21 protein-coding genes are annotated in these 21,112 nt (G+C 69.3%); 10 read left to right on the top strand and 11 right to left on the bottom strand.

From position 1 onward, the window contains the following. Positions 1-126: 126 nt before the first annotated feature. The 3 genes from ACFQW6_RS10310 to ACFQW6_RS10300 all read left to right on the top strand — a co-directional run bounded on the left by ACFQW6_RS10310 (position 127) and on the right by ACFQW6_RS10300 (position 2,633). Positions 127-1,518: a DUF1254 domain-containing protein gene (locus tag ACFQW6_RS10310; RefSeq protein ID WP_378544163.1), complete on the top strand. Its 1,392-nt coding sequence runs from the start codon at positions 127-129 to the stop codon at positions 1,516-1,518. Positions 1,519-1,745: 227 nt separating this feature from the next. Next, positions 1,746-2,369, top strand: a complete 624-nt coding sequence (locus ACFQW6_RS10305) for a SulP family inorganic anion transporter (RefSeq protein WP_378544160.1) — start codon at positions 1,746-1,748, stop codon at positions 2,367-2,369. A 117-nt stretch (positions 2,370-2,486) separates the two neighbouring features. Beyond that, positions 2,487-2,633 (top strand): hypothetical protein, encoded by a 147-nt coding sequence (locus tag ACFQW6_RS10300; RefSeq protein WP_378544157.1) that lies wholly within the window; start codon positions 2,487-2,489, stop codon positions 2,631-2,633. A 136-nt stretch (positions 2,634-2,769) separates the two neighbouring features. Here the strand turns inward: ACFQW6_RS10300 and ACFQW6_RS10295 are convergent, their stop codons facing one another. The 5 genes from ACFQW6_RS10295 to ACFQW6_RS10275 all read right to left on the bottom strand — a co-directional run bounded on the left by ACFQW6_RS10295 (position 2,770) and on the right by ACFQW6_RS10275 (position 7,827). After that, positions 2,770-3,768 (bottom strand): aldo/keto reductase, encoded by a 999-nt coding sequence (locus ACFQW6_RS10295; RefSeq protein WP_378544154.1) that lies wholly within the window; start codon positions 3,766-3,768, stop codon positions 2,770-2,772. A gap of 43 nt (positions 3,769-3,811) precedes the next feature. Next, positions 3,812-4,549: an SDR family oxidoreductase gene (locus ACFQW6_RS10290; protein WP_378544151.1), complete on the bottom strand. Its 738-nt coding sequence runs from the start codon at positions 4,547-4,549 to the stop codon at positions 3,812-3,814. A 42-nt stretch (positions 4,550-4,591) separates the two neighbouring features. Then, on the bottom strand, positions 4,592-5,470 hold the full coding sequence (locus tag ACFQW6_RS10285; RefSeq protein WP_378544148.1) for an aldo/keto reductase: 879 nt from the start codon (positions 5,468-5,470) through the stop codon (positions 4,592-4,594). Positions 5,471-5,611: 141 nt separating this feature from the next. Next, entirely contained in the window at positions 5,612-6,418 is an 807-nt protein-coding gene (locus ACFQW6_RS10280; RefSeq protein ID WP_378544145.1) for a flavodoxin, read from the bottom strand. Then, complete coding sequence (locus ACFQW6_RS10275) at positions 6,415-7,827, bottom strand: MFS transporter (protein ID WP_378544142.1); 1,413 nt, start codon at positions 7,825-7,827, stop codon at positions 6,415-6,417. The genes ACFQW6_RS10280 and ACFQW6_RS10275 overlap by 4 nt, the downstream gene beginning before the upstream one ends. A gap of 214 nt (positions 7,828-8,041) precedes the next feature. On the opposite strand from ACFQW6_RS10275, the gene ACFQW6_RS10270 reads away from it, so the two are divergent. Then, positions 8,042-9,034 carry a helix-turn-helix domain-containing protein gene (locus tag ACFQW6_RS10270; RefSeq protein ID WP_378544139.1) on the top strand — a complete coding sequence of 331 codons (993 nt, stop codon included), beginning with the start codon at positions 8,042-8,044 and terminating at the stop codon, positions 9,032-9,034. A gap of 93 nt (positions 9,035-9,127) precedes the next feature. Here ACFQW6_RS10270 and ACFQW6_RS10265 read toward each other — a convergent pair whose 3' ends face one another. From ACFQW6_RS10265 to ACFQW6_RS10245, 5 genes are read right to left on the bottom strand one after another with little or no spacing between them, the layout of a single operon-like run. Next, positions 9,128-10,531, bottom strand: a complete 1,404-nt coding sequence (locus tag ACFQW6_RS10265; protein WP_378544136.1) for an alpha/beta hydrolase — start codon at positions 10,529-10,531, stop codon at positions 9,128-9,130. Further along, complete coding sequence (locus ACFQW6_RS10260) at positions 10,528-11,721, bottom strand: aminotransferase class V-fold PLP-dependent enzyme (protein ID WP_378544134.1); 1,194 nt, start codon at positions 11,719-11,721, stop codon at positions 10,528-10,530. Before ACFQW6_RS10260 ends, ACFQW6_RS10265 begins: the two co-directional genes overlap by 4 nt. Further along, a complete protein-coding gene (locus ACFQW6_RS10255) occupies positions 11,712-12,785 on the bottom strand; it encodes a serine hydrolase domain-containing protein (protein ID WP_378544133.1) in 1,074 nt (357 codons plus the stop codon). Before ACFQW6_RS10255 ends, ACFQW6_RS10260 begins: the two co-directional genes overlap by 10 nt. A 53-nt stretch (positions 12,786-12,838) precedes the next feature. After that, positions 12,839-13,816, bottom strand: coding sequence for a CPBP family intramembrane glutamic endopeptidase (locus ACFQW6_RS10250; RefSeq protein WP_378544130.1), 978 nt, complete (start codon positions 13,814-13,816; stop codon positions 12,839-12,841). Continuing rightward, entirely contained in the window at positions 13,813-14,475 is a 663-nt protein-coding gene (locus ACFQW6_RS10245) for a MarR family winged helix-turn-helix transcriptional regulator (RefSeq protein ID WP_378544127.1), read from the bottom strand. The genes ACFQW6_RS10250 and ACFQW6_RS10245 overlap by 4 nt, the downstream gene beginning before the upstream one ends. Before the next feature lie 630 nt (positions 14,476-15,105). On the opposite strand from ACFQW6_RS10245, the gene ACFQW6_RS10240 reads away from it, so the two are divergent. The 6 genes from ACFQW6_RS10240 to ACFQW6_RS10215 all read left to right on the top strand — a co-directional run bounded on the left by ACFQW6_RS10240 (position 15,106) and on the right by ACFQW6_RS10215 (position 20,089). Beyond that, positions 15,106-16,122 (top strand): tyrosine-type recombinase/integrase, encoded by a 1,017-nt coding sequence (locus tag ACFQW6_RS10240; RefSeq protein WP_378544124.1) that lies wholly within the window; start codon positions 15,106-15,108, stop codon positions 16,120-16,122. A 405-nt stretch (positions 16,123-16,527) separates the two neighbouring features. Continuing rightward, positions 16,528-17,244, top strand: a complete 717-nt coding sequence (locus ACFQW6_RS10235; RefSeq protein WP_378544121.1) for a helix-turn-helix domain-containing protein — start codon at positions 16,528-16,530, stop codon at positions 17,242-17,244. Between the two features lie 8 nt (positions 17,245-17,252). Further along, complete coding sequence (locus tag ACFQW6_RS10230; protein WP_378544118.1) at positions 17,253-17,948, top strand: arsenate reductase ArsC; 696 nt, start codon at positions 17,253-17,255, stop codon at positions 17,946-17,948. After that, entirely contained in the window at positions 17,945-18,709 is a 765-nt protein-coding gene (locus ACFQW6_RS10225) for an aquaporin (protein WP_378544115.1), read from the top strand. Before ACFQW6_RS10230 ends, ACFQW6_RS10225 begins: the two co-directional genes overlap by 4 nt. Continuing rightward, a complete protein-coding gene (locus ACFQW6_RS10220; protein ID WP_378544112.1) occupies positions 18,706-19,191 on the top strand; it encodes a low molecular weight phosphatase family protein in 486 nt (161 codons plus the stop codon). Before ACFQW6_RS10225 ends, ACFQW6_RS10220 begins: the two co-directional genes overlap by 4 nt. Before the next feature lie 70 nt (positions 19,192-19,261). Further along, entirely contained in the window at positions 19,262-20,089 is an 828-nt protein-coding gene (locus tag ACFQW6_RS10215) for a sulfite exporter TauE/SafE family protein (RefSeq protein ID WP_378544109.1), read from the top strand. 35 nt (positions 20,090-20,124) lie between these two features. On the opposite strand, the gene ACFQW6_RS10210 is transcribed toward ACFQW6_RS10215, so the two are convergent. Then, positions 20,125-21,063 (bottom strand): helix-turn-helix domain-containing GNAT family N-acetyltransferase, encoded by a 939-nt coding sequence (locus ACFQW6_RS10210; protein WP_378544106.1) that lies wholly within the window; start codon positions 21,061-21,063, stop codon positions 20,125-20,127. Between the last annotated feature and the right edge of the window lie 49 nt (positions 21,064-21,112).

Below are 21,112 nucleotides of genomic sequence, written 5' to 3'. Positions count from 1 at the left end.
TCTGCCGCGATGGCTGCGCGGATCTGCGATGGGCGGATGCCGCATGAGCACGGGCACCTCCGGTTCTCCGCCACGTCACCCGATACGGATGATCCGAGAGCGTCGAGAGTGGACAAGCCTTGTTCGGTGAGTGAGCGCACTTTCCCGGGACGGCTCAGCCAGGTGTCGATGGACGGCGAGCTGCCGCGCCGTGAGGACCTGGGGCTGGTCTTCGACGAGCTGGACTACCAGATGGCATGCCAGGTGTACTTGTGGGCGCTGCCGTTGGTCTCGTACGCGCAGTGGCGCAACCAGCACTACGAGGTGTTCGGCGCGACGAGCTCGGACCTGGTGCACTACGTCAGCTACGCGGACCGTCTGGGTCTCATCACGGCCAATGCCACGACGCCGTACACCTTGAACTTCTTCGACCTTGCCGAGACGGGTCCGCTGGTGATCGAGCTGCCTCCCGGTCCGACCGCCGGGGGGATCTCGGACTTCTGGCAGCGCGAGTGCGCCGTGCTGGGCGAGATGGGTCCTGACCGCGGCCGAGGTGGGCGCCACGTCGTGGTCGGACCGGGACAAGACGCCCCCGAGGTCGGCGACGACGTCTACGTGCAGCACGCCACCGGCATGAACATCATGTTCGGGTTCCGCACCCTGGACCCCGACCCACAACGAGCCCAGGAGCTGGTCGAGGGGGTGCGGATCTACCCCTACGCCGACCGGGACGATCCCAGGCCCACCCGGATCATCTCGCCGGACGGTCGGGCGTGGAGCGGCGACCATCCGCGTGGCATGGAGTACTGGGTCCGCCTCCACGACATCTACCAGCGCGAGGTCGCGGACGAGCGGGACCGGTTCTACATCGCCATGCTCAAGCAGCTCGGCATCGAGAGGGGGCGGCCGTTCGAGCCGGACGATCGACTGATCCGGCTGTTGTCCGAAGGCAGCGCCGCGGGGGAACTCATGGCGCAGGCCAACACGTTCGCCAAGAGGTTCGAGGGAGCGACCTACTGGCCCGACCGACGCTGGGACACCGCCATCGTTCTCGACAATCCCGCTCAACGTGCGGAGGATCACGACGAGCTCCTCGAACGAGCCTCGTGGTTCTACGAGGCCGTCAGCTTCTCCGAGGCGATGAAGAGCCAGACACCCGGTGCAGGCCAGGCATACCTCGGCGCCTACACCGACGCCGGTGGCGCGTGGCTCGACGGCGGCCGCGCGTACACGTTGCATGTCCCGCCCGACCCACCGGCCAAGCTCTTCTGGTCGGCGACGGTGTACGACGTCGACACGCGGTGCCTGATCGACAACGAGCAGCAACGCGGCGACCGCGGCTCGCTCGACGCCGATCTCGTCAGCAACGAGGACGGCTCGTGGGACCTGTACTTCGGACCGACCGCCCCCGAGGAAGGAGAGGCGAACTGGGTGCAGACCATCCCCGGTCGACACTGGTTCTCCTACTTCCGTCTCTACGGCCCGATGCAGGGCTACTTCGACCGTAGCTGGAAGCTCGGCGACATCACCCCCGCATGAGGGGCGACACGGTGGACGCAGCTCGACGGCACCCGCGGGGGACACCCTCGGGTCGTACGTGACGGAGGTGGCCCGTCGTCGCGGCCGGCCGCAGCGGCTCGCGCCGTCCTTCGGGCACTACCGCCGGTCGTGGCTGTCCGGTGACCTGCTGGCGGGCCTGCCGGTCTGGACCGTGCTGGTGCCGGAGTCGCTGGCGTTGCGCCACGACCGCCGGGGTGTCGCCGGTCGTGGGCCTCTACGCGGCCGTCTCGTCGCTGCTGCTGTATCCGGTGCTGGGGTCCTCCCGACACCTGGTCGTCGCCACCATGTCCGGCACCGCTGCCCTCTCAGCGAGCGTCGTCGCCGATGTCGCGCAGCAAGGCGAGGCCGAGTTCGCCTCCACCACTGCCGCACTCGCACTCGTCATGGGGGTGCTCTGCGCGCTGGCCGGCGTGCTGAGGCTCGCTTCATCGCCTCCGTTCATCTCCGAGCCCGTGCTCAAGGGCTTCATCATCGGTCTAGCCCTGACGATCATCATCGGGCAGGTGCCGGCCCTGCTGGGCATCGACAAGGCGGCGGGGAGCTTCTTCGAGACGCTGTGGGGGATCGTGGGCGAGCTGACCGCGATCGACTGGCTCACCACCGCGGTCGGCGTGCTGTCGCTGGCGGTGATGATCCTGGCCCTCGAGCGCTACCTGCCGCTGGTCCCGGCGTCACTCGTTGTGGTGCTGGCCGGCATCGCGGCCGTGGCGCTCCTAAGCCCTTGCGCAGGTTGGCCCTTCGCCTCCGCCGAACGCACGGATCTGCCTGCGAGTTCAGGCGGGCTCTCGAAGGACAGTCGCACTAGCCTGAGTAGGTGTCCGAGAAGGTAGCGCATCGTCAAGCACGCCAACAAGTGGCCGCGTATCACGAGGCGAAGCTCGCCGATCTCGTCACACGTCGCCGGCGCGATCGATCAATTCCGCGACGGTGATCTCGACCCATTCGACATGGATCGCGTGCTGTTCCAATACTCGCGAGCGGCGAAAGAGCTCTGGAACTACTGCAACATCGGCAACGTCGAGGCGGCCGCCCGTTACATCCCGGAGGATCCGGCGATAGACCGTTGGGAGCGGGGAGCCGTTAAGGAGCGGTGACGCACGTGCGTCGTACCGCCGCCTGTCGGCGTGCTCTTCACAATGCGGACTTGTCGGCGTGCGGACGCCGGGCCGCGAATTGCACGGTGTCAGCGAAGCCGTGACGACTCATCGGGGCCCGCAAGGCGCGAGACGATCAGCGGTCGATCATGCGTTGCATGGCCTCGGGGTAGCGGTCGCCTTGGACCGGCACGCTCGTTGAGGCGCGGTCGAGGTCGGCGAGGTCTTCTTCGGTGAGGTGCAGGTCGGCCGCGCCGAGGTTCTCGTCGAGGCGTTCGAGGCGCCGGGTGCCGGGGATAGGCACGATCGAGGCCCGTTGGGCAAGGAGCCACGCGAGCGCGACCTGCCCGACGGTCGCTTCCTTGCGTTCGGCGACGGTGGTGATGAGGTCGACGAGGGCGAGGTTGGCCTGGAGGGCTTCGTGCTGGAAGCGGGGCAGGTTGGCGCGGATGTCTCCTTCGCCGAACTCGGTGGTCGCGGTGACTTGGCCGGTGAGGAACCCGCGGCCGAGCGGGCTGAAGGGGACGAACCCGATGCCGAGCTCGTCGAGGGCGGGGAGGATGTCCTCCTCAGGTTCGCGCCAGAACAGGGAGTACTCGCTCTGCAGCGCTGTGACGGGTTGTACGGCGTGGGCGCGGCGGATGGTCTGGACGCCGGCCTCAGACAGTCCGAAGTGGTGGACCTTTCCGGCGTCGATGAGGTCCTTGACGGTGCCGGCGACGTCCTCGATGGGGACGTCCGGGTCGACGCGGTGCTGGTAGAGCAGGTCGATAGAGTCGGTGCCGAGTCGGCGCAGGGACCCGTCGACGGCGGCGCGGATGTGGTCGGGGCGGCTGCTGACGCCGGTCTGGTTGCCGTCGTCGTCGAAGGCGAACCCGAACTTGGTGGCGATGACGACGTCGTCGCGGACCGGCCGCAGGGCCTCCCCGACGAGCTCCTCGTTGTGGAAGGGGCCGTAGACCTCGGCGGTGTCGAAGAAGGTGACGCCTCGGTCGACCGCAGCGCGCAGGAAGGTGATCATCTCCTCGCGTGGCGGTACGGCGCCGAAGGACTGGCTCATGCCCATGCAGCCGAGGCCGAGGGCGGACACCTCGAGTCGTGCGGGACCTGCGGGGCCGAGTGTGCGTGTGTGCATGACGGTGCTCCTTGCTGAGGGTCGGTGCGAGGGTGGCGTGGGCTCAGGCCTGTCCGGCGGGGCGCAGCAGGACCTCGTTGATGGCCAGGTGGCGGGGCCGGGCGAGGACGAAGTCGATGACTTCAGCAACGTCGCCGGCCGTGACCTCGGCCTGGTCGTAGAGCTGCTGGACGCCTTCGCGCGTCTCGTCGTAGGTGATGTGGTTGGGCAGCTCGGTCGCGACCACACCGGGTTCGATGAGCGTGACCCGGATGTCGGGCAGCAGCTCCTGGCGCAGCGCCTCGGACCAGCCGTTCAGGCCCCACTTGGTGGCGGCATAGACGCCGTTGCCGGCGCGTGCGGTGCGGCCGGCGACGGAGGAGATGTTGATGATGTCGCCGCCTCGCTCGGCTGCGCCGTCCTTGAGCTGGTCGAGGAACACCTCGGTGGCGGTGATGGCGCCGAGGAGGTTGACCTCGACCATCTGGCGGTAGTCGTCGCGCTGGTCGGTATCGAACGGGCCGAGGAGCATGATGCCGGCGTTGTTGACGAGGACGTCCGCTCCGCCGAGCTCGTCGCGGACGCGCTGGGCGGCCGTGACGAGGCTGTCGCGCTCGGTGACGTCGGCGGTGATGGCGAGCGCGCCGTTGCCGAGCTCGTCAGCCAGGGCGGCGATGCGGTCGGCGCGGCGGGCCAGGAGCACGACGCGGTACCCGTTGCCGGCGAGCGTGCGGGCGGTGGCCTCGCCAATGCCGGAGGAGGCTCCGGTGACGACGGCGACGCCACCTTCGTGGTGGCTCATCAGATGTGCTCCGTTCGTGGCGGTGGTGTCGAGGGCCGGTGCTCAGGCTTCGGGGATGGGCCGGCCGAAGTTCTCGAGCGTGATGTCGGTGGGCTCGGGTCCGCCGCGCTTGCCGGTGTCGAGGGCGTCGATGGCGGCCAGCTCGTCGGCGGTGAGCTCGAAGTCGAAGACGTCGAAGTTCTCCGCGATGCGGTGCGCCTTGGTCGACTTCGGGATGACCGAGCGGCCCTGCTGCAGGTGCCACCGGAGCATGACCTGGGCGGGGCTCTTGGAGTGCGCCTCGGCGATGGCCACAATGGTCGGATCCTGCAGCGTGCTGGTGTGCTCGCCCTCGCGGTAGAACGTGATGCCGCCGATGGGTGACCACGCCTGGGTGAGGATGCCGCGCTTGGCGCCGAGGGCCTGGACCTCGCGCTGCTGGAAGTAGGGGTGGACCTCGATCTGGTTGACCGCGGGCGCCACGCTCGCCTTGTCCAGCAGCGTGGTGAGGTGGTCGACCATGAAGTTGCTGACGCCGATGGCGCGGACCTTGCCCTGCTCGAGCAGCGTCTCGAGCGCGCGGTAGGCGTCGAGGGTCTTCTCGAACTCCGACGGCAGTGCCTGGTGCAGGATGAGCAGGTCGATCTGGTCGACGCCGAGCTTGGCGGCGCTCTTCTCGAACCCGTGCAGCGTCTCGTCGTAGCCGTAGTCGCTGATCCAGATCTTCGTCTCGATGAACACCTCGCTCCGGTCCACGCCGGAGCCGGCGATGGCCTCGCCCACCTCGCGCTCATTGCCGTACGCGGCTGCGGTGTCGATGTGCCGGTAGCCGGCCTCGAGCGCGGCCTGGACAGCGGCGCGGGTCTCCTCGGGCGGGGTCTGGAAGACACCCAGTCCGAGGGCCGGCATCTCAACGCCGTTGTTCAAGGTCAAGTGGTCCATCTTCGTTATCTCCATGCTTCGTGGTGTGGGTTTCGTGGTGTGGTGCGGGGTTCTGATTTGATGCCTCGTCTTCGACGGTAGGCACGCTGGGCGGGGGCTGGGAGGACCTGTCGTACCCCCCTTCGTCGGGGTGAAGCGCGGTCAGCTTCGGCTTGCGGGAAGGTCCATTCGGGCCACCCAGTCGGTGACCGCGGCCGGCGCGTCCTCGCGGACGGTCTCGCCCCGGACGGCGAGCCCTTCACCGACGTCGGCGCCCGGGCACGCGGCCTCGTACTCCTCCACGGCGGTACCCAGCCCACTGACGGCATAGGTGACGAAGGGGTGCACCGTCTTGCCGGTGAAGTCGTGAGCTTCGGCGAACGTGTGCATCAGCATCGGCGGCCGGACGTTCCAGATGGGACTGCCGACCAGGACGACGTCGTAGGCGGTGATGGACTCGAGCGGGTCGATGAGTGGTGGACGGGCATCGTCGTCCTGCTCGCGCACGTTGCGCGCCACCGTGGCGTCGTAGTCGTCCGGGTACGCCTCGACCGCTTCCAGGCGGTGCACGTCGTGGTCGACGCCCAGCTCGTCCAACCGTCGGCTGATGGCGTCGGTGAGGACCTCGGTGTTGCCAACCTCGAGGTGGGTGCGGTCGCCGTAGTAGTAGTTCTCCCCGGGCCGCGAGTAGTAGACGACCAGGACTCGCGCCCCGTCGCTGGAGGCGCGGGTCGGTGAAGAGCTCGCGTCGGTGTCTGGGTCGGGTGTTGGCGAGCCCGCGGTGGTTTCACCTCCGGGGTCCGGTGTGGTGTCGGTGGAGCACGCAGTGACCATCGCGAGGGCTCCGCCGAGCAGCCCGCCGCGCAGGACGGTCCTGCGATGAAGCTCCCGGCTGATGCCCAGCCGGGACGGCGCGCCTGTCATGTCGTTCACGGAGGTGTTCAGGAAGGCGTTGAGCGTGACGTTCATCGAGAGACGTCCTTCCCGGGAGGTAGGAGCAGGCTCAGGACGGCTGTGATGACTACCAGGACCGCGAGGGCCGTGAGGCTGACCCGTAGACCGTCCATGAAGCCGCCTCCACCGTCAGAGAGGTGGGCGATGACGGCCCCCGTGGCGGCCACACCCATCGAGCCGCCGACCTGACGTGCAGTGTTCAGCACGCCGCTCGCGGTGCCTGCCCGCGCAGCGGGAACAGCGTCGAGGAGCAGCGACGTCAGCGGTGGGACGGTGAACGAGCCGCCGACACCGACGGGAACCATTAGCGCGGAGACCGCCCACAGCGACATGTCGGCGGGCGCGAGCGCCAGGGAGAGCAGGCCGATGACCATGAGGACCTGTCCGCCGATGATGGGCACCCGGGACCCGTACCGCAGCGCGACCGTGGCGGCCGTGGGGTTGAGGATGGCGACGAGCGCGGTCATCGGCAGGAACAGGAGGCCGGTCTGCAACGCGGACGCGTCGCGGACCTGCTGGAAGTACAGGCTCTGGACGAACACGACCCCGTAAAAGCCGGCCATCGTGATGAACGCGGCGGCCAGCGAGATGGCCACCGGCCGTTCCCGGAACAGCTCGAGGGGCACCATCGGGTGCGCGCCCCGCGACTGGGAGACCAGGAAGCCGACGGCGCCCGCTGCGGCGACGAGGAAGGCGGCGAGGACGTCCGTATCGGTGTAGGAGCTGCTGCCGCCCTCGATGACGGCGTAGGTGAGCCCGACCAGCGCCATGAGTGCCGTGACCTGGCCGACCGGGTCGAACGGGTGGTCGCGTCGCGGCGACGCCGCGACCCGGGTCAGGAGTGCCAGCGCGAGCGCCCCGACCGGCAGGTTGATGAAGAAGATGATGCGCCAGTCGAGCTCGGTCAGCAGGCCGCCGAGGATGGGCCCGGCGGCAGCCGCTACGGACCCGCCGAGAGCCCAGTACGCGACGGCCTTGGCCCGCTGTCGGGAGTCGTCGTACGCCTCCCGGATGAGGGCCAGGGAGGTCGGGGTGATGAGCGCGGCACCGACTCCTTGGCCGACGCGGGCCGCGACGAGGACGGGGAGGTTGGGTGCGAATCCGCAGGCGGCAGAGGCAAGGACGAACACGGCCATCCCGAGGCCGTAGCCGCGACGGGCGCCGATGCGGTCCGAGAGGGTGCCGGCGAACAGCAGCAGCGAGGAGAACGTGAGCGTGTAGCCGGTCACCACCCACTGCAGGCCGGACAGCCCGCCGCCGAGGTCGGCGCCGATGTCGGGCAGCGCGACGTTGACGATCTGGGCGTCGAGGGCGACGACGAAGAACCCCAGCATCGCCACGCCGAGCGGTGCAAGCTCGTCAAGGCGCCGGCGAGGCGCTATGGGCGGCGCGAGGCTCTGGTCTGCGGTAGCGGGACGAGGCACGGAAGGTTCCTGACTGCACGACGGCGAGAGACGGTTGGTACTGCCACGGCCGGAGGGCCGGGGATACGAGCTCGGGAAACCGGCGCTGGTCTGGTACCCGATCAGTTGCTCGCTACCGAGCAAACCGTCATCTCGGCGTGCTTGGGAGTGACGGCCTTTCGGGGTACTGCCAGACCCTCCCTACCCGGGCTCGCGACGACGTACCGTCGAAGGCATGGATGAGCAGACCCCCGAACCGGGCAAGGTCCCGGACCTTCGCGTGGACAACCGGACCGAGGTGCGCGACTTCCTCACCTCACGTCGCGGCCGCATCACGCCCGAACAAGCTGGTCTGCCGTTGTACGGCACCAACCGCCGGGTCACTGGCCTGCGACGCGAAGAGGTTGCTCTCCTCGCCGGCGTGAGCACCGACTACTACACCCGCCTCGAGCGCGGGAACCTCTCCGGGGTCTCGGAGTCCGTCCTGGAAGCGCTCGCCGCGGCCCTCAAGCTCGACGAGTCCGAACGCACGCACCTGTTCGACCTCGCGCGAGCCGCGAACACCGGCTCGCGGCAGCGTCGCAGTGCACCCAAGCAGCACCTGCGCGAAGGCGTGCAACGCATCCTCGACACCATCGGTGCACCCGCCTACGTGCGGAACAACCGCCTCGACCTTCTCGGCAGCAACCGCCTGGGACACGCCCTGCTCGTCGACCTCCACGGGAACGATCCGGCGCAGCAAGGGACGGCCCAGCGTCCCAACCTGGCCCGTTACATGTTCCTCGACGAACGCTCTCGCGATTTCTACGTCGAATGGGCGGCCGTCGCGAAGGACGTCGTCTCCGCGCTACGCATCGAGGCCGGCCGTAACCCCTACGACCGAGGCCTCAGCGACCTCGTCGGCGAGCTGTCCACCCGCAGCGACGACTTCCGCACCTGGTGGGCCACCCACAACGTCCGGCTCCACCGCACCTCCACCAAGCAGATGCGCCACCCGGTCGCCGGCGACCTCGAGCTCACCGGTGAGGCCCTCGACCTTCCCGCCGACACCGGACTCACCATCATCACCTACACCGTCGAACCCAACAGCGCATCCGAGCAGGCCCTCAACTTCCTCGCCAGCTGGACCGACCAACATGCACCGACTGGCAACCGTGCCACCGGCAGCGAGACACGCGGGACCGCAGCTGACACCCCACGAAGGTCAGGGTCCCAAGGCTCACGCTGAGTCCTGGTCAATCCCTTCGGCGAGGACTCCGGCCACCCGCAGCGCTGACGATCTAGCGCACGACAACTTTCGCACCCGCTAGACGACTGCGTCTTAGCGCCGTGTCACTGCGCCGCGAGCAGGCGATGTATGCGCCTGAGGCGAGGCCGCTGTTGAGTCAGAGGAATGATCCAAGAGTGCGGCGTCTAAGTGCGCGAGGACGCGACTCTCGTACTCGTTGGCGACTTCTACGACGGCATTGGTGTGTCCTACATGCGGCAGTCGCCATAGCCTCGCTGATGGCCCTTCGCTGTACTTTTCGTTGGCCGCGATTTCGCCTGGCAAGGTGCCCGCAGCGATGAGCAGGATGGGTGTTGGTGCTGCGTCGGCGATGAGCTCGCGCAGCGGCTCGCCGGGGGCGGCGCCGGAGAACAGACGCCCGGCGGTGAACATGCCGGCCGAGACGATGGCGCTCAGGAGTCCTGGTGGACGATCGGCGAATGATCGGCCGGTGGCTCCGTCGGAGACGACAGCTCGCAGGCGTGAATCGGCCGCCGCCGACTCGATGAGCACGTCGGCGCCGGTGGACAGGCCGAGTCCGCCGATGCGGTGGGGGTCGATACCGGCCGACTCCTGCAGGAAGTCGAGGGCGCCGCTGACGTCGCGCTCCCACTCCCATCCCCACCCGTTGGGCGAGCCTTCGCTGAGGCCGGTGCCGCGGGCGTCGTAGAGCAGCACCCCATAGCCGTGCTGGGCGAGGAGCGCCGCGTGCGCTGTAGATCCGGAACGATCACCTCGGGCGCTGCTGACGATGAGGACCGCCGCACCATTGCTCGAGGGGTGGTACCAGCCGGCCAGGCGCAGACCATCGGGCGAGGTGAAGCTGACGTCCTCGTAGCCGGGACCGGGCGGTTCCCCGATGGCGTGACGGAAGGTGTGGGTGTGGACGAGGCCGACCACGACGGGCATCAGAACGAGCTGGGCGACTGCCGCCGCGCCGACCACGGCGAGGACTCGACGAGTCCACCTGCGCATGGCGGTGCCGCCCACCTCCCCCCGGTGCCGGACCGGAATCATCAGGCCGAGTCCGAGCATGACCACTGCCGCCAGTGCCGCAAGCAGTCCCGTCGCATCGCTGCGCGCCGGGCCTAGCTCCGTCAGGTGCATCACGTGCAGGACACCGTTGGCCCCGATGATCACCGCGCCGGCCAGCGCCAGGGCGCTGCGGAGCCCGGGGCGTAGGTGAGGGAAGACCGCTATCGCCAGCACCGCCGCACACCCAACTGTCACCAGGCCCGGGAGGTGCTGCGTCAGTTCGACGCCCGGCTGTCGACCGAGCAGCGCGTCGTCGCCGGCGTGGACCATGCCGACGACCACGGAGGCGGTGAAGATCCTGTTCTCGGTCCGCGTCGGACGCGTCAGGTGCTGCTCGCTCGGGCCGGTTGCGCGGATGGCCGCGTTCATTGGACCGGCTCGGCGTCCGACAGGGTCCACCGGGGTCCGGCGATCGGTGCTCATGACGCGGAGGGAAGCGCTTGGATGAGCCGGTCGATCTCGTCGTGCGTGTTGTAGTAGTGGACCGATGCCCGGACGAGGTCGGTGAGTCCGCGGTCGGGCATGTCGAGTCGCGCGTAGTCGGCCACCGAGACGCTCACGTTGACACTGTGCGCGGCGACGTGTCGTCGTACGTCCTCGCAGCGGACGCCGTCGATGGTGAAGGTGACGATGCCGCACTGACGCGCGCCCAGGTCGTGGACATGGATGCCGTCAACGGCGCTCAATTGGTGTCGTAGGTGGTTCGCGAGCTCGGTGACACGGCTCTCGATGGCGGGGATGCCCCAGCTCAGCGCATAGTCGACGGCCACGCCGAGCCCGATCTTCGCTGCGTAGTTGGTCTCCCAGTTCTCGAACCGTCGCGCGTCCGTGCGGATCTCGTACGTGTTGGGCGCGGTCCAAGTGGCGGCGTGCAGGTCGAGGAAGGGCGGCTCGAGCTGCTCCAGGGTGCCCGAGCGGACGTAGAGGAAGCCGGTGCCCCGTGGCCCGCGGAGGTACTTGCGCCCGGTGGCGGACAACAGGTCGCAGCCGATGGCGTCGACGTCGACGGGCAGCTGGCCGATGGACTGGCAGGCGTCGAGGAGGTAGAGCACGCCGGCCTCGCGGGTCGCGTGGCCCACCTCCTCGGCGGGGTTGACGAGCCCACCTTGGGTGGGGACGTGGGTGATGGCGACGAGCTTCACTGGTCCGGTGCCGTCGTCGAGTCGGCGGCGCAGGTCGGGCACCGAGAGCTGACCGGTCTCGTCGTTGTCGATGATCTCGACCACTGCGCCGGTCTTGGCGGCGACCTGCAGGAACGCGAGGACGTTGCTGGCGTACTCGGCTCGTGCTGTCAGGATCCGGTCACCGGGCTGGAAGGTGAGTCCGTAGAAGGCCATGTCCCAGGCCCGGGTGGCGTTCTCGACCACGGCGATCTCGTCCGCGCGGCAGCCGATGAGCTCGGCGATGGCGGAGTACGTGCGCTCCACCTGGTCGGCGGCGGCCTCGGCCGCTTCGTAGCCACCGATCTCGGCCTCGCGTTGCAGGTGGGCGATGACGGCGTCGGTGACCTGGCGCGGGGGCAGCGCGGCTCCGGCGTTGTTGAGGTGTGCCACGTTCCGTGTTCCGGGCGTGTCCCGTCGAGCCCGGTCGACGTCGATCGGAGTCACTCGCATGACAGGTTCCTGACGTGTGTGAAGAAGCCGTCGACGTCCCACGCGGTGGTGGTGTTGGCCATGGCCACGATGGCGAGGCGATCCTGGGGGTAGATGCGCACGGCGTTCCAGAACCCGCCCCCTGTTCCGTAGTGCTCGACGAATCGTGGAGAACGGGCGGCGTCCGTCGGCTTGCGGAACCAGCCGATGCCGTGGTCGAACCGCTTGCCCGTTGCCGTGATGGTGCGCATCTGCTCGACAGCGGCCTGGTCGAGCACAGGGTGCGCGTCATGCTCTGCTGCGGCGTGGGTCGCGGCCAGCCTGGCAGCGTCGGCGGCGGTGCCGATGAGACCTCCGTAGGCGGGGCCGTCGACCAGGAACGGCTGGAGGCTGGCGTACGGTCCGACCTGGGGGCCGAGGATTCCGGTGGGCAGCATCCGCCTCAGGACCGGTCGCAGGGGGCGGCGCAGCCGGGCGTAGCCCACGGCCCGCGGGGCTCCCCGGTCGTAGTGGTAGCCGGTGGCGGCCATGGCCAGCGGGTCCAGCACCAGGTCGTGGACGCATTCTTCGATGGAGCGCCCGGTGGCGGCCTCGATGACATTCCCGGCGAGCAGGTAGCCGATGTTGGAGTACCTGGCATGCGCGCCCACCGGCTGGCGTGGGGTGCCGTGCCTGTCGACGATCCGTGCGAGCTGCGCGCGGTCAGCGGGTTCGTGTTCGGGGCGGACCCACCGCAGCGGCAGGGGGTTGCCGAGCCCTGCCGTGTGGGTGAGCAGCTGCCGCGTGGTGGGGTGACCGTGCCGGGGATGCGGCCGGTAGCCGGGCAGGTAGTCCCCGACGGGTGCGTCGAGGTCGAGACGCCCGTCGCTGTGCAGCCGCATCGCGGCGGTCGCCGTGGCGATCTTGGACATCGAGAACCACAGGTACTGGTCGTTCGGGGTGGCGGGGCGACGAGTGGCGAGGTCGGCGAACCCGACGGCGTCTGCGTGGAGGAGGCCGTCCGGTCGGGCGACGGCGATGGAGATCGAGGGGATGCGGGCGTCCGCGGCGATCCGGCTGGCGATGGACTGGATGGCCTCACCCATCGGGTGAGCCGACGGCTCGCCGGCCGTGGGGGGCGGCAAGGCAGGCGCGGTGTTCATGAGGCTTCCCTCCGGGTGGTGCTGGCGTGCGTGTCAGCGCGAGCTGGGCTCCCATCGGTGGCCGCCCCGTCCACCCGGGCGCCGCGGCGGGTGATGGCGACGACAAGGATGCCCAGCGCGATCACGGCCAGGAGGCCGGCGAGCTTGCGAGCGTCACCGTCGACGAGGCCGGCGACGATGCCTTCGTCGTTGTTGCTGCGGTTGAACATGGTGTGGGTGACCGCGACGGCCAGCACACTGCCGGTGCCGCGCAGTACTCCTCCGAGCAGGATCCGGACGATGGTGCACACGATCAGCAGCGTCACCACGGCTGTGGTGAGGGAGCCGACGGTGAAGTCGCCGATGAAGTGCAAGGGCATGTGCACCAGCGCGAACGGCACCGCGGTGAGAGCGGCCGCCACCACCAGAGTGTGCCTGCGCTGCAGCCGGCTCTGGACGTGTCCGGCCCAGCCGGTCTCCTCGAGAATGTTGATCAGGACGAGGTTCACCAGCAACCCGGCCACCTGGGCGACCATGAACGGCCACACGTCCACGGACCTGAAGGTGTCGCCCATCGCGACCGCCCCCGCCAGCGTGAGCACGGGTAGACCGGTCAGGATCAGCAACCACCAGCCGAGGCCGATGCGCCAGCGCAGTGCCCTCGCCATCAAGGACCGGACGCCGTCCCGCCCGTCAACGGCCCAGGTCACCACAACGGTGGCGGGCAGCAGGGCGAAGAAGACCAGGAAGATCGACGCGACGCGTTCGGTGTCCAGACCGGGGAACGCCGACATCCAGCCGTCGGCGATGACGCCATGGTCGGCGAGGATCGGCAGCGCCATCACGGGATAGGCGAGACCGAAGGCCAGGACCAGAAATGACGTGACCGGGTGGCGGGCCACCCAGGCCCGGAGTCCGCCGGGGTTGGAGGCCCGGAGGTCGGCGCCGGGCGTCCATGGCGGATGCAGAGTCGGTGAGCTGGTGGGGGGTGTCATGGCGATTCCTTCGTAGAGGTTTGATCGCCGGGGTGAGCCCCGGCAGCGGTTCGGGTTCCCTGCGTGCGCAGGAAGTCGATGTAGAGGCGCACCTGCTGCTCCTCAGCCGAGGTGAGCGGTGCACCGGGATAGGCCAGCACCGCGGCGCCTGGCCCGTGCTCGGTGTCGTCGTCTGCAGGCAGCGCCACGCGGTAGGGCCGGTCGTCCAGCGCCAGCGCCTCGCGCAGCACCGCATCAAGCCCTTGCAGCACCAGCCGCTCACGCAGGGTGTCGGGGACGAAACGGGCGCGCAGCGTGTGCATGGCGGCCAGGAACGGTTCGGTGGCCCGATCGTGGGCGGCCTCACCGGCGGGGCTCAGTCCGACCCGATGGGAGCGACCATCGGCAGGATTGGGCGACCTGGTGAGGTGCCCCCGCTTCTCCAAGCGCTTGAGATGCGCCGAGATCGTCGTCAGCGGCAATCCCGTCCACCGGTGGAGCTGTGTCGGCGTCGCCGGCCCGTACCGGCGCAGCAGCGAGTACATCCCGAAGTCGTCACCATTGAGGTCGGACTCCGCGAGCACGTCCTCCAACAAGCCGGCCATCAGACCGCTGACGAGCCAGATGTCGAACAGCAGAGACATCGGACCGTCAGACTCGGGAGGAGCGGAGGTTGTCATGAGATAAAAGTACGATAACGCACTAGTTCAATGCAACAGCGTACTAGACCAGTCCATCCGCCCATCCAAAGTGACCGTGTTGTGCGCCCTTAAGCGGTCACGACACCTTGCTGTGAGCGGCCAGGGGGACCGCGGCCCGCGAGCGCACAGCATTCCGACGCACGTGCCCTGAGACCTGAGCAGGTCCTAGCCGTTCGAGGAGGGCAGGCCGCCCTCGCGCGTGAACTGGCCCGGCGTCTGGGGCATGAGTCTTTCCGCCGCCTGTCGGCGCCTTCATCGTGCACCCCACCGCATGGGAGCAGCGGAATCGTGGACCGGTGCGCTCGAGCTCTTCGGCCACCCGACTCCACCGTGCGTCGCTAGGGGCTCTCACGGTCTGCCGACACGGCCCGAACCGAGGGATCAAGCGCGTACACCACTTCGACGGGCTTGACCCGTCCCGTCGCTGCGAAGCGGTCAAGTAGTTGCGCCGGCAGTCGAGTTGAGGGTCACTTCCCGGTGACGACTCGGCGGAAACTCGAGGTTTCCGTACCTCCCACGTCTCGCAGCGGGCACGCAGGCGGGCGACTCTGGGGGAGTCGGTGGGGGAGTGGCCGCCGGACACGACGGCGCCGCCGCTACAACCCGGGCATGACCCACGCCGACCCCACTAACTCCGACCCCGACCTCTCGGACTTCCACCTCTCCGACCTCCAGCACCGTCAGCCGGCCGGCCTCACCGACGCCGACCACGCCCGGATCGCCGCCGCCCACGCAGCCGCCCGGACCGCCTCGACCCGGACGGTGTACCGCTACGCCTGGCGGCAGTGGCAGCGCTGGTGCGCCGACCGCGGCCTCCCCGCGCTGCCCGGCGACCCCGCCGCGGTGTGCGCCTACCTCGCCGACCGGGCCGCGCACGGCACCACCATCGCCACCCTCGACGTCGCCTGCTCCGCGATCGGGCACCAGCACCGCAGCCACGGTCTCGCCAACCCGACCACCGACGAGTCGGTGCGCCAGGTCCGCGCCGGGCTGCGCCGCACCTACGGCACCTCACCGCAGCGGCAGGCCCGCCCGCTGAGCGTGCCCGAGATCCGGCAGCTGATCGACCACATCGACCAGACCCGACCGATCGGCGTCCGCGACACCGCGATCATCCTCCTCGGCTACGCCGGCGCTCTGCGCCGCTCCGAGCTGGTCGCCCTCACCCTCGCCGACCTCGAGCACCACACCGCCGGGCTGCTGCTCAACATCCGCCCGTCCAAGACCGACCAGGACGCCCGCGGCCAGGTCGTCGGCATCGCCCACGGCCAGCACCCCGCCACCGACCCGATCGCCGCCCTCGACGCCTGGCTCACCCACCGCGGACGCCAACCCGGCCCGCTGTTCACCCGCGTCTACGCCACCCGCATCCACGCCGACCCGCTCACCGGCAACACCATCACCCGCATGCTGCACGCCCGCGCCGCCGCCGCCGGGCTCCCCGCCGAACGGATCACCGCCCACTCCCTGCGCGCCGGACACGCCACCACCGCCGCCCTCGCCGGCGTCCCCCTCGAGCGGATCGCCGCCCAGACCCGACACCGCGACATCTCCGTCCTCATCGAGCGCTACATCCGCCCACTCGACGCCCTGGCCACCACCTCCAGCCGCGACCTCGGACTCTGACGGCCCCGACCTCCGGCGAGGACGGGTGGCCCGCACTCTTCGGAACAAACCAGTGGTGGCGTGCCGGTCGATAGTAGGGGCGGACACCGAACTCGCGATGACCGGCGCCACCCTCCGCTTCGAGTCACACCACCGACACCCGGTACGGGCAGCAACTCAGCCGGAACGTCGTGCCGCTGCCAACCGCCCAGAATGACGCGGGTGCCCAGACCTGAGGTTGGGCGCCCGGCCACTGGGAACGCGATCTCGTGTTCGGCAAAGGGATGAGCCGCGTTGCCACGTTGGTGGACGCGCTGCAGTAGCTGCGCTCACCTGCCGGTGACGCCTCCAGACGGTGCCGCACTTGCAGAGGCACTGTCAGTCAGCCAAGATTGACTCAACAACAGTTGAGCGAACGGTGACGCGATGAACTTCGATGGCCGAGTAGCTGGCTTGTCGGCCTTGGCTGAGCCGGTACGTCTGCGCATCGTCGACCTGCTCGGCGTCGGCGATGCGTCTCCTGGCGAGCTGCGCGCCGAGCTCGAGTTGCCCTCGAACCTGCTGGCCCATCACCTGAAGGTGTTGGAGGACGCCGGCATCGTGTCCCGTCACCGCTCGCACGCGGACAAGCGCCGCATGTACCTTCGGCTGCACCGCGACAGCCTGGCGGGCTTGCTGCCCGCTGCGTCGTCGGAGCCAGGGACGGCCGCGGACCGGGTGGTGTTCGTGTGCACCGCGAACTCGGCCCGCTCGCAGCTCGCGGCTGCGCTGTGGCAGGAGGCGAGTTCCGTCCCCGTCGCATCCGGCGGTACGCGCCCAGGCTCGGCCATCGCACCCGGCGCTGTGGCCGCGGCTCGACGCCACGGGCTGAAGCTGGTGCAGGAGCGGCCACAGTCCCTGGACGGCTTGCTGCGCGACGGTGACTACGTCGTGACGGTATGCGACGCCGCGCACGAGGAGCTCAGCCCGGCCGACCCAGCGTCGGCCGCTCGACTTCGCCTGGCGGGCGTGAGCCACTGGTCGGTCCCGGACCCTGTCGCCGTCGGTACCGCTGCTGCCTTCGACGCTGTGTACGAAGACATCGCCGGTCGCGTGGCCGACCTTGCCCCTCGCCTCAACGCCGACCGCGCTACCGCCTCCTAGGAGCCACCGTGACCACCGAGCAGGAGCACGAGCGCGGACCCGGCCAGCTGGCGCCGTGGGTTTCCCTCGACCAGCAGCTTGCCTTGAAGACCGCGGCGACGCGCTTGGCCGAGGAGTTCAAGGGCATCTACGGACACGAGACCAGTGGCCGCTTCCTGGAGTCGTCGTTCGACCAGTTCGACGACCGCGCCACCGTCGCCCGCTTCCTTCCGCTCTTGGCCGAGCGGTGGGCCCGGCAGCGTCTGCATGCCCTGGCGAAGGTGGAAGGGTTGGCGCATACCGGCATCCCGACGGTGCTGTTTTTGTGTACTCACAACGCCGGCCGCTCGCAGATGGCGCTCGGGTTCTTCAACTACCACGCGGGCACCGGCGGCATCGGCTGGTCCGGCGGTTCCGAGCCGGGCATCGAGGTGAACCCGGCCGCGGTTGAAGCGATGGCCGAGCGCGGCATCGACATCACGGCCGAGTTTCCCAAGCCGTGGACCGACGAGGTCGTGCGGGCCGCCGACGTCGTGGTGTCCATGGGGTGCGGCGATGCTTGTCCGGTGTTCCCCGGCAAGCGGTACGAGGACTGGGACATCGCCGACCCGGCCGGGCAGACCCTTGTGGACGTGCGTCCCATTGGCGACGAGGTCGAGCGCCGGTTCCTGACGCTAATGTCGGAGCTCGAGCCGGTCCCGCGCAAGCCGGGAGGTGACGCGTGAGGGCTTTGCCACTGCACAAGCGGCTCGTCGCCGAGCTCCTTGGCACCGCCCTCCTGGTGACGGTCGTCGTGGGGTCCGGCATCGCAGCCGAGCAGCTCTCGCCGGACAACGTCGGCCTTCAGCTGCTGGAGAACTCGACCGCCACCGTGTTCGGGCTGACCGTCCTCATCTTGTTGTTCGGCCCCGTTTCGGGGGCGCACTTCAACCCGGTCGTGTCCGGAGTCGACTGGGTGCTCGGGCGCCGGGCCGGCACCGGCCTCACCGGACGCGAGGTCGGCGCGTACACGCTCGCGCAGACCGTCGGAGGCGTCGCGGGTGCGGTGCTGGCGAACGTGATGTTCGACATCGACATCACGCAGTTGTCGACCAAGGACCGCACGGGCTCGAACCTGCTGGTGGCCGAGGTTGTCGCCACCGCGGGCCTGATCGCGCTCATCTTCGCCCTCGCCCGCACCGGCCGCGGCGCCATCGCGGCACCGGCCGTCGGTGCCTACATCGGTGCGGCCTACTGGTTCACCTCGAGCACGTCGTTCGCCAACCCGGCCGTCACCGTCGGGCGGGTGTTCTCGGACACCTTCGCCGGCATCGAACCCGCCTCGGTGCCGGGCTTCATCGCCGCGCAGCTTGTCGGCGGCCTCGTCGGCCTCGCGCTCGTCCGCTACCTGTTCCCCGACGTCGCATCGGCCAGCGATGACGTCGTCGTCCCGCACATCACCACCCACGAGTCCACCGAGACAACCGCTCCCAGGAGAACCCCATGACCACCCAGGACACCGCCACATCCCCCGAGGCCACCTCGGCCGCCCGCGGGGTCACTGACGTCCCGCAGGTCGTCTTCGCCTGCATCCGCAACGGCGGCCGCTCGGTCATCTCCCGCGTCCTGACCGAGCACTACGCCGCCGGCCGCGTCGTCGCGCTCTCGGCCGGCACCCAACCCGGCGAGTACATCCACCCCGAGGTGGCGGACGCTCTCGAGAAGCTCGGCTTGGACACGTCTGCCGAGACGCCGACGAAACTGACCCGCGAGGCCATCGCAGCCTCGGTGATGGCCGTGACCTTGGGCTGCGGCGAGGAATGTCCGTACGTGCCCGGCGTGAAGTACGTCGACTGGCCGGTCGCGGACCCGGGCGGTCAGGACGAGGAGACGGTGCGCGGCATCATCGCCGACATCGACGGCAGGGTCCGCAGCCTCCTGGTCGAGCTGGTCCCGGACATCGAGCTGCCCCCCTCGGTGCTCGCCTGACGCCGATGCTCGTGTCGCGCTGCGGTGTCTGCGCGACTGAGGTCGGCTAGCCGGGAGCTACGGTTCGACCGTGAGTCGAGCAGTCGAGCAGGGGACCCCCGAGCCAGCGGTGCGGCGCCGTGAGTCCGCGCCTTGGGCTTTCGCCGGTGGCGCGTCGGTGGGACTGCTCGGTGGTCTTGTCGGTCTGGGCGGTGCGGAGTTCCGGTTGCCGTTGCTGCTCTCGGTTTTCGGGTTCGCGGCGTTGGCAGCGGTCATCGTTAACAAGGCGATGAGTTTGGTCGTCGTCGCGGTGGCAGTGCCTGCCCGGCTGGCGGCCGTGCCCCTCGCCGAGGTGACTGCTGAGTGGGCAGTGGTGCTGAACCTCTTGGCCGGCAGCTTGGTCGGCGCGTGGCTCGGCGCCTCCTGGGCGACGCGCATGGCCACGGCAACCCTCTATAAGGTGCTCTCGGCGCTCCTGGTCTTCCTGGCGGTCGTCTTCGCAGCAGAACGGGTCGGGCCGCTGCATCCCCTGGTTCTCGCCGAGCCAGTCCAGCTCGTTGCGGGAGTGGTCGCCGGGTTTGGTATCGGTGTGGTCGCGGCGTTGATGGGAGTCGCCGGCGGGGAGCTGCTCATCCCGACACTCGTGCTGCTGTTCGCGGTCGACACGAAACTGGCTGGGTCGCTGTCCCTGCTGGTGTCCCTGCCGACCATGCTGGTCGCGTTCTTCCGATACAGCCGCGACCAGGCGTTCGCGGTCCTGGCGCAGAACCGGAGGTTCGTGGTCGCCATGGCAGCCGGGTCGTTGGTCGGCTCCGTGGTCGGCGGGTTGCTGCTCGGCGTGGTGTCGGAATCCCTCCTCGTCCCGCTCCTCGTGGCCTTGCTGTTGGTGTCAGCCGTCAAGGTGTGGCGCCACGAGTAGCGCTGCCTATCGGCAGGGCTTCAGGCGATCCCGTGTCAGTCGGCCTTGCGGCGCTCCAGGAGCACCGTGTCGCGCCAGACTCCGTCGAGCTGGGCGATGCGGGAGCGGACCGCGAGGGTGGCGTAGCCGGCCGAGTGGTGCAAAGCAATGGAGGCGCGGTTCTCGGGGAACACTGACGTCTGCAGCGTCCAGAGGCCGCCGGCGTCTGCTTCGTTGACCTGGCGCCACAGCAGCGCCTTGCCGACGCCGCGACCGCGGGCTGACTCGGCTACGTACACCGAGGACTCCCCGACACCGGCGTAGCACGCGCGTTCGGAGACGGGTGAGATGGCCGTCCACCCGACGACCTGGGTGACCCCGTCGACTTCGGCCTCGGCGACCCACCGGTGGCCCGGCAGCCACTTTGTCGCCATGGTCGCGAGGTCGGGAACTTCCGTCTCGAAGGTCGCGTTGCGGGTGGCGATGCCCTCGGCGTAGATGTCACGCACGACCGGCAGGTCGTCGTCGGTCATCGCACGGGTGGTGACGTCGACAGGCAGGTCCTCGGGGCAGCAGGGCCGCGCCGCGAGGGTGCCCATGACGACGTCCGCGGCGTGTGGGAGCCCGGTGCAGCAGGCCGGGTTGACCGAGACGTGCTTGCTGGTGCCGACGCGGTCGACATTGAGGAACCCGACCTCGGCAAGCTTCTGCACGTGGTGCGTGACCGTGGGCTGACCGATGCCCAGCTCGAGCGCCAGGTCGCCGATGCGGATGTGCCCGGACGGTGCAGTGGACACGGCGTGCAGCAACTGCACGCGTGTGGGGTCGGACAGCGTCGAGAACCAGCCGGCGAACGTCTCGGCCTCGTCGCGACCCAGCACCAGCGGCGCATCGATCGCCGGCCCGCACGCAGCGTCATCACACGCGGACGCCGCGGCGCCGTTGACGGCATCCGTGGGCGTCTCTACGGCCTCGTCCTGAGTCGTCGTAGTCACGTCCACCCCTTACATCGAAGATTGTCGATGAAACCCTTGCGTTCATCGA

The organism is Nocardioides sp. GCM10028917 (genome assembly GCF_042666175.1).
Classification (GTDB): domain Bacteria; phylum Actinomycetota; class Actinomycetes; order Propionibacteriales; family Nocardioidaceae; genus Nocardioides.
The sequence above is the reverse complement of the archived record's forward strand: the minus strand, read 5'-3'. Positions and strand labels throughout refer to the sequence as shown.

Coding starts and splice junctions, on each gene's coding strand:
- ACFQW6_RS10255 (WP_378544133.1), bottom strand. CDS start 12,785: ATGGGTGAGGCCATCCAGTCCATCGCCAGCCGGATCGCCGCGGACGCC.
- ACFQW6_RS10295 (WP_378544154.1), bottom strand. CDS start 3,768: ATGCACACACGCACACTCGGCCCCGCAGGTCCCGCACGACTCGAGGTG.
- ACFQW6_RS10245 (WP_378544127.1), bottom strand. CDS start 14,475: ATGACAACCTCCGCTCCTCCCGAGTCTGACGGTCCGATGTCTCTGCTG.
- ACFQW6_RS10235 (WP_378544121.1), top strand. CDS start 16,528: ATGAACTTCGATGGCCGAGTAGCTGGCTTGTCGGCCTTGGCTGAGCCG.
- ACFQW6_RS10280 (WP_378544145.1), bottom strand. CDS start 6,418: ATGAACGTCACGCTCAACGCCTTCCTGAACACCTCCGTGAACGACATG.
- ACFQW6_RS10250 (WP_378544130.1), bottom strand. CDS start 13,816: ATGACACCCCCCACCAGCTCACCGACTCTGCATCCGCCATGGACGCCC.
- ACFQW6_RS10300 (WP_378544157.1), top strand. CDS start 2,487: ATGGATCGCGTGCTGTTCCAATACTCGCGAGCGGCGAAAGAGCTCTGG.
- ACFQW6_RS10285 (WP_378544148.1), bottom strand. CDS start 5,470: ATGGACCACTTGACCTTGAACAACGGCGTTGAGATGCCGGCCCTCGGA.
- ACFQW6_RS10290 (WP_378544151.1), bottom strand. CDS start 4,549: ATGAGCCACCACGAAGGTGGCGTCGCCGTCGTCACCGGAGCCTCCTCC.
- ACFQW6_RS10270 (WP_378544139.1), top strand. CDS start 8,042: ATGGATGAGCAGACCCCCGAACCGGGCAAGGTCCCGGACCTTCGCGTG.
- ACFQW6_RS10265 (WP_378544136.1), bottom strand. CDS start 10,531: ATGAGCACCGATCGCCGGACCCCGGTGGACCCTGTCGGACGCCGAGCC.
- ACFQW6_RS10220 (WP_378544112.1), top strand. CDS start 18,706: ATGACCACCCAGGACACCGCCACATCCCCCGAGGCCACCTCGGCCGCC.
- ACFQW6_RS10240 (WP_378544124.1), top strand. CDS start 15,106: ATGACCCACGCCGACCCCACTAACTCCGACCCCGACCTCTCGGACTTC.
- ACFQW6_RS10260 (WP_378544134.1), bottom strand. CDS start 11,721: ATGCGAGTGACTCCGATCGACGTCGACCGGGCTCGACGGGACACGCCC.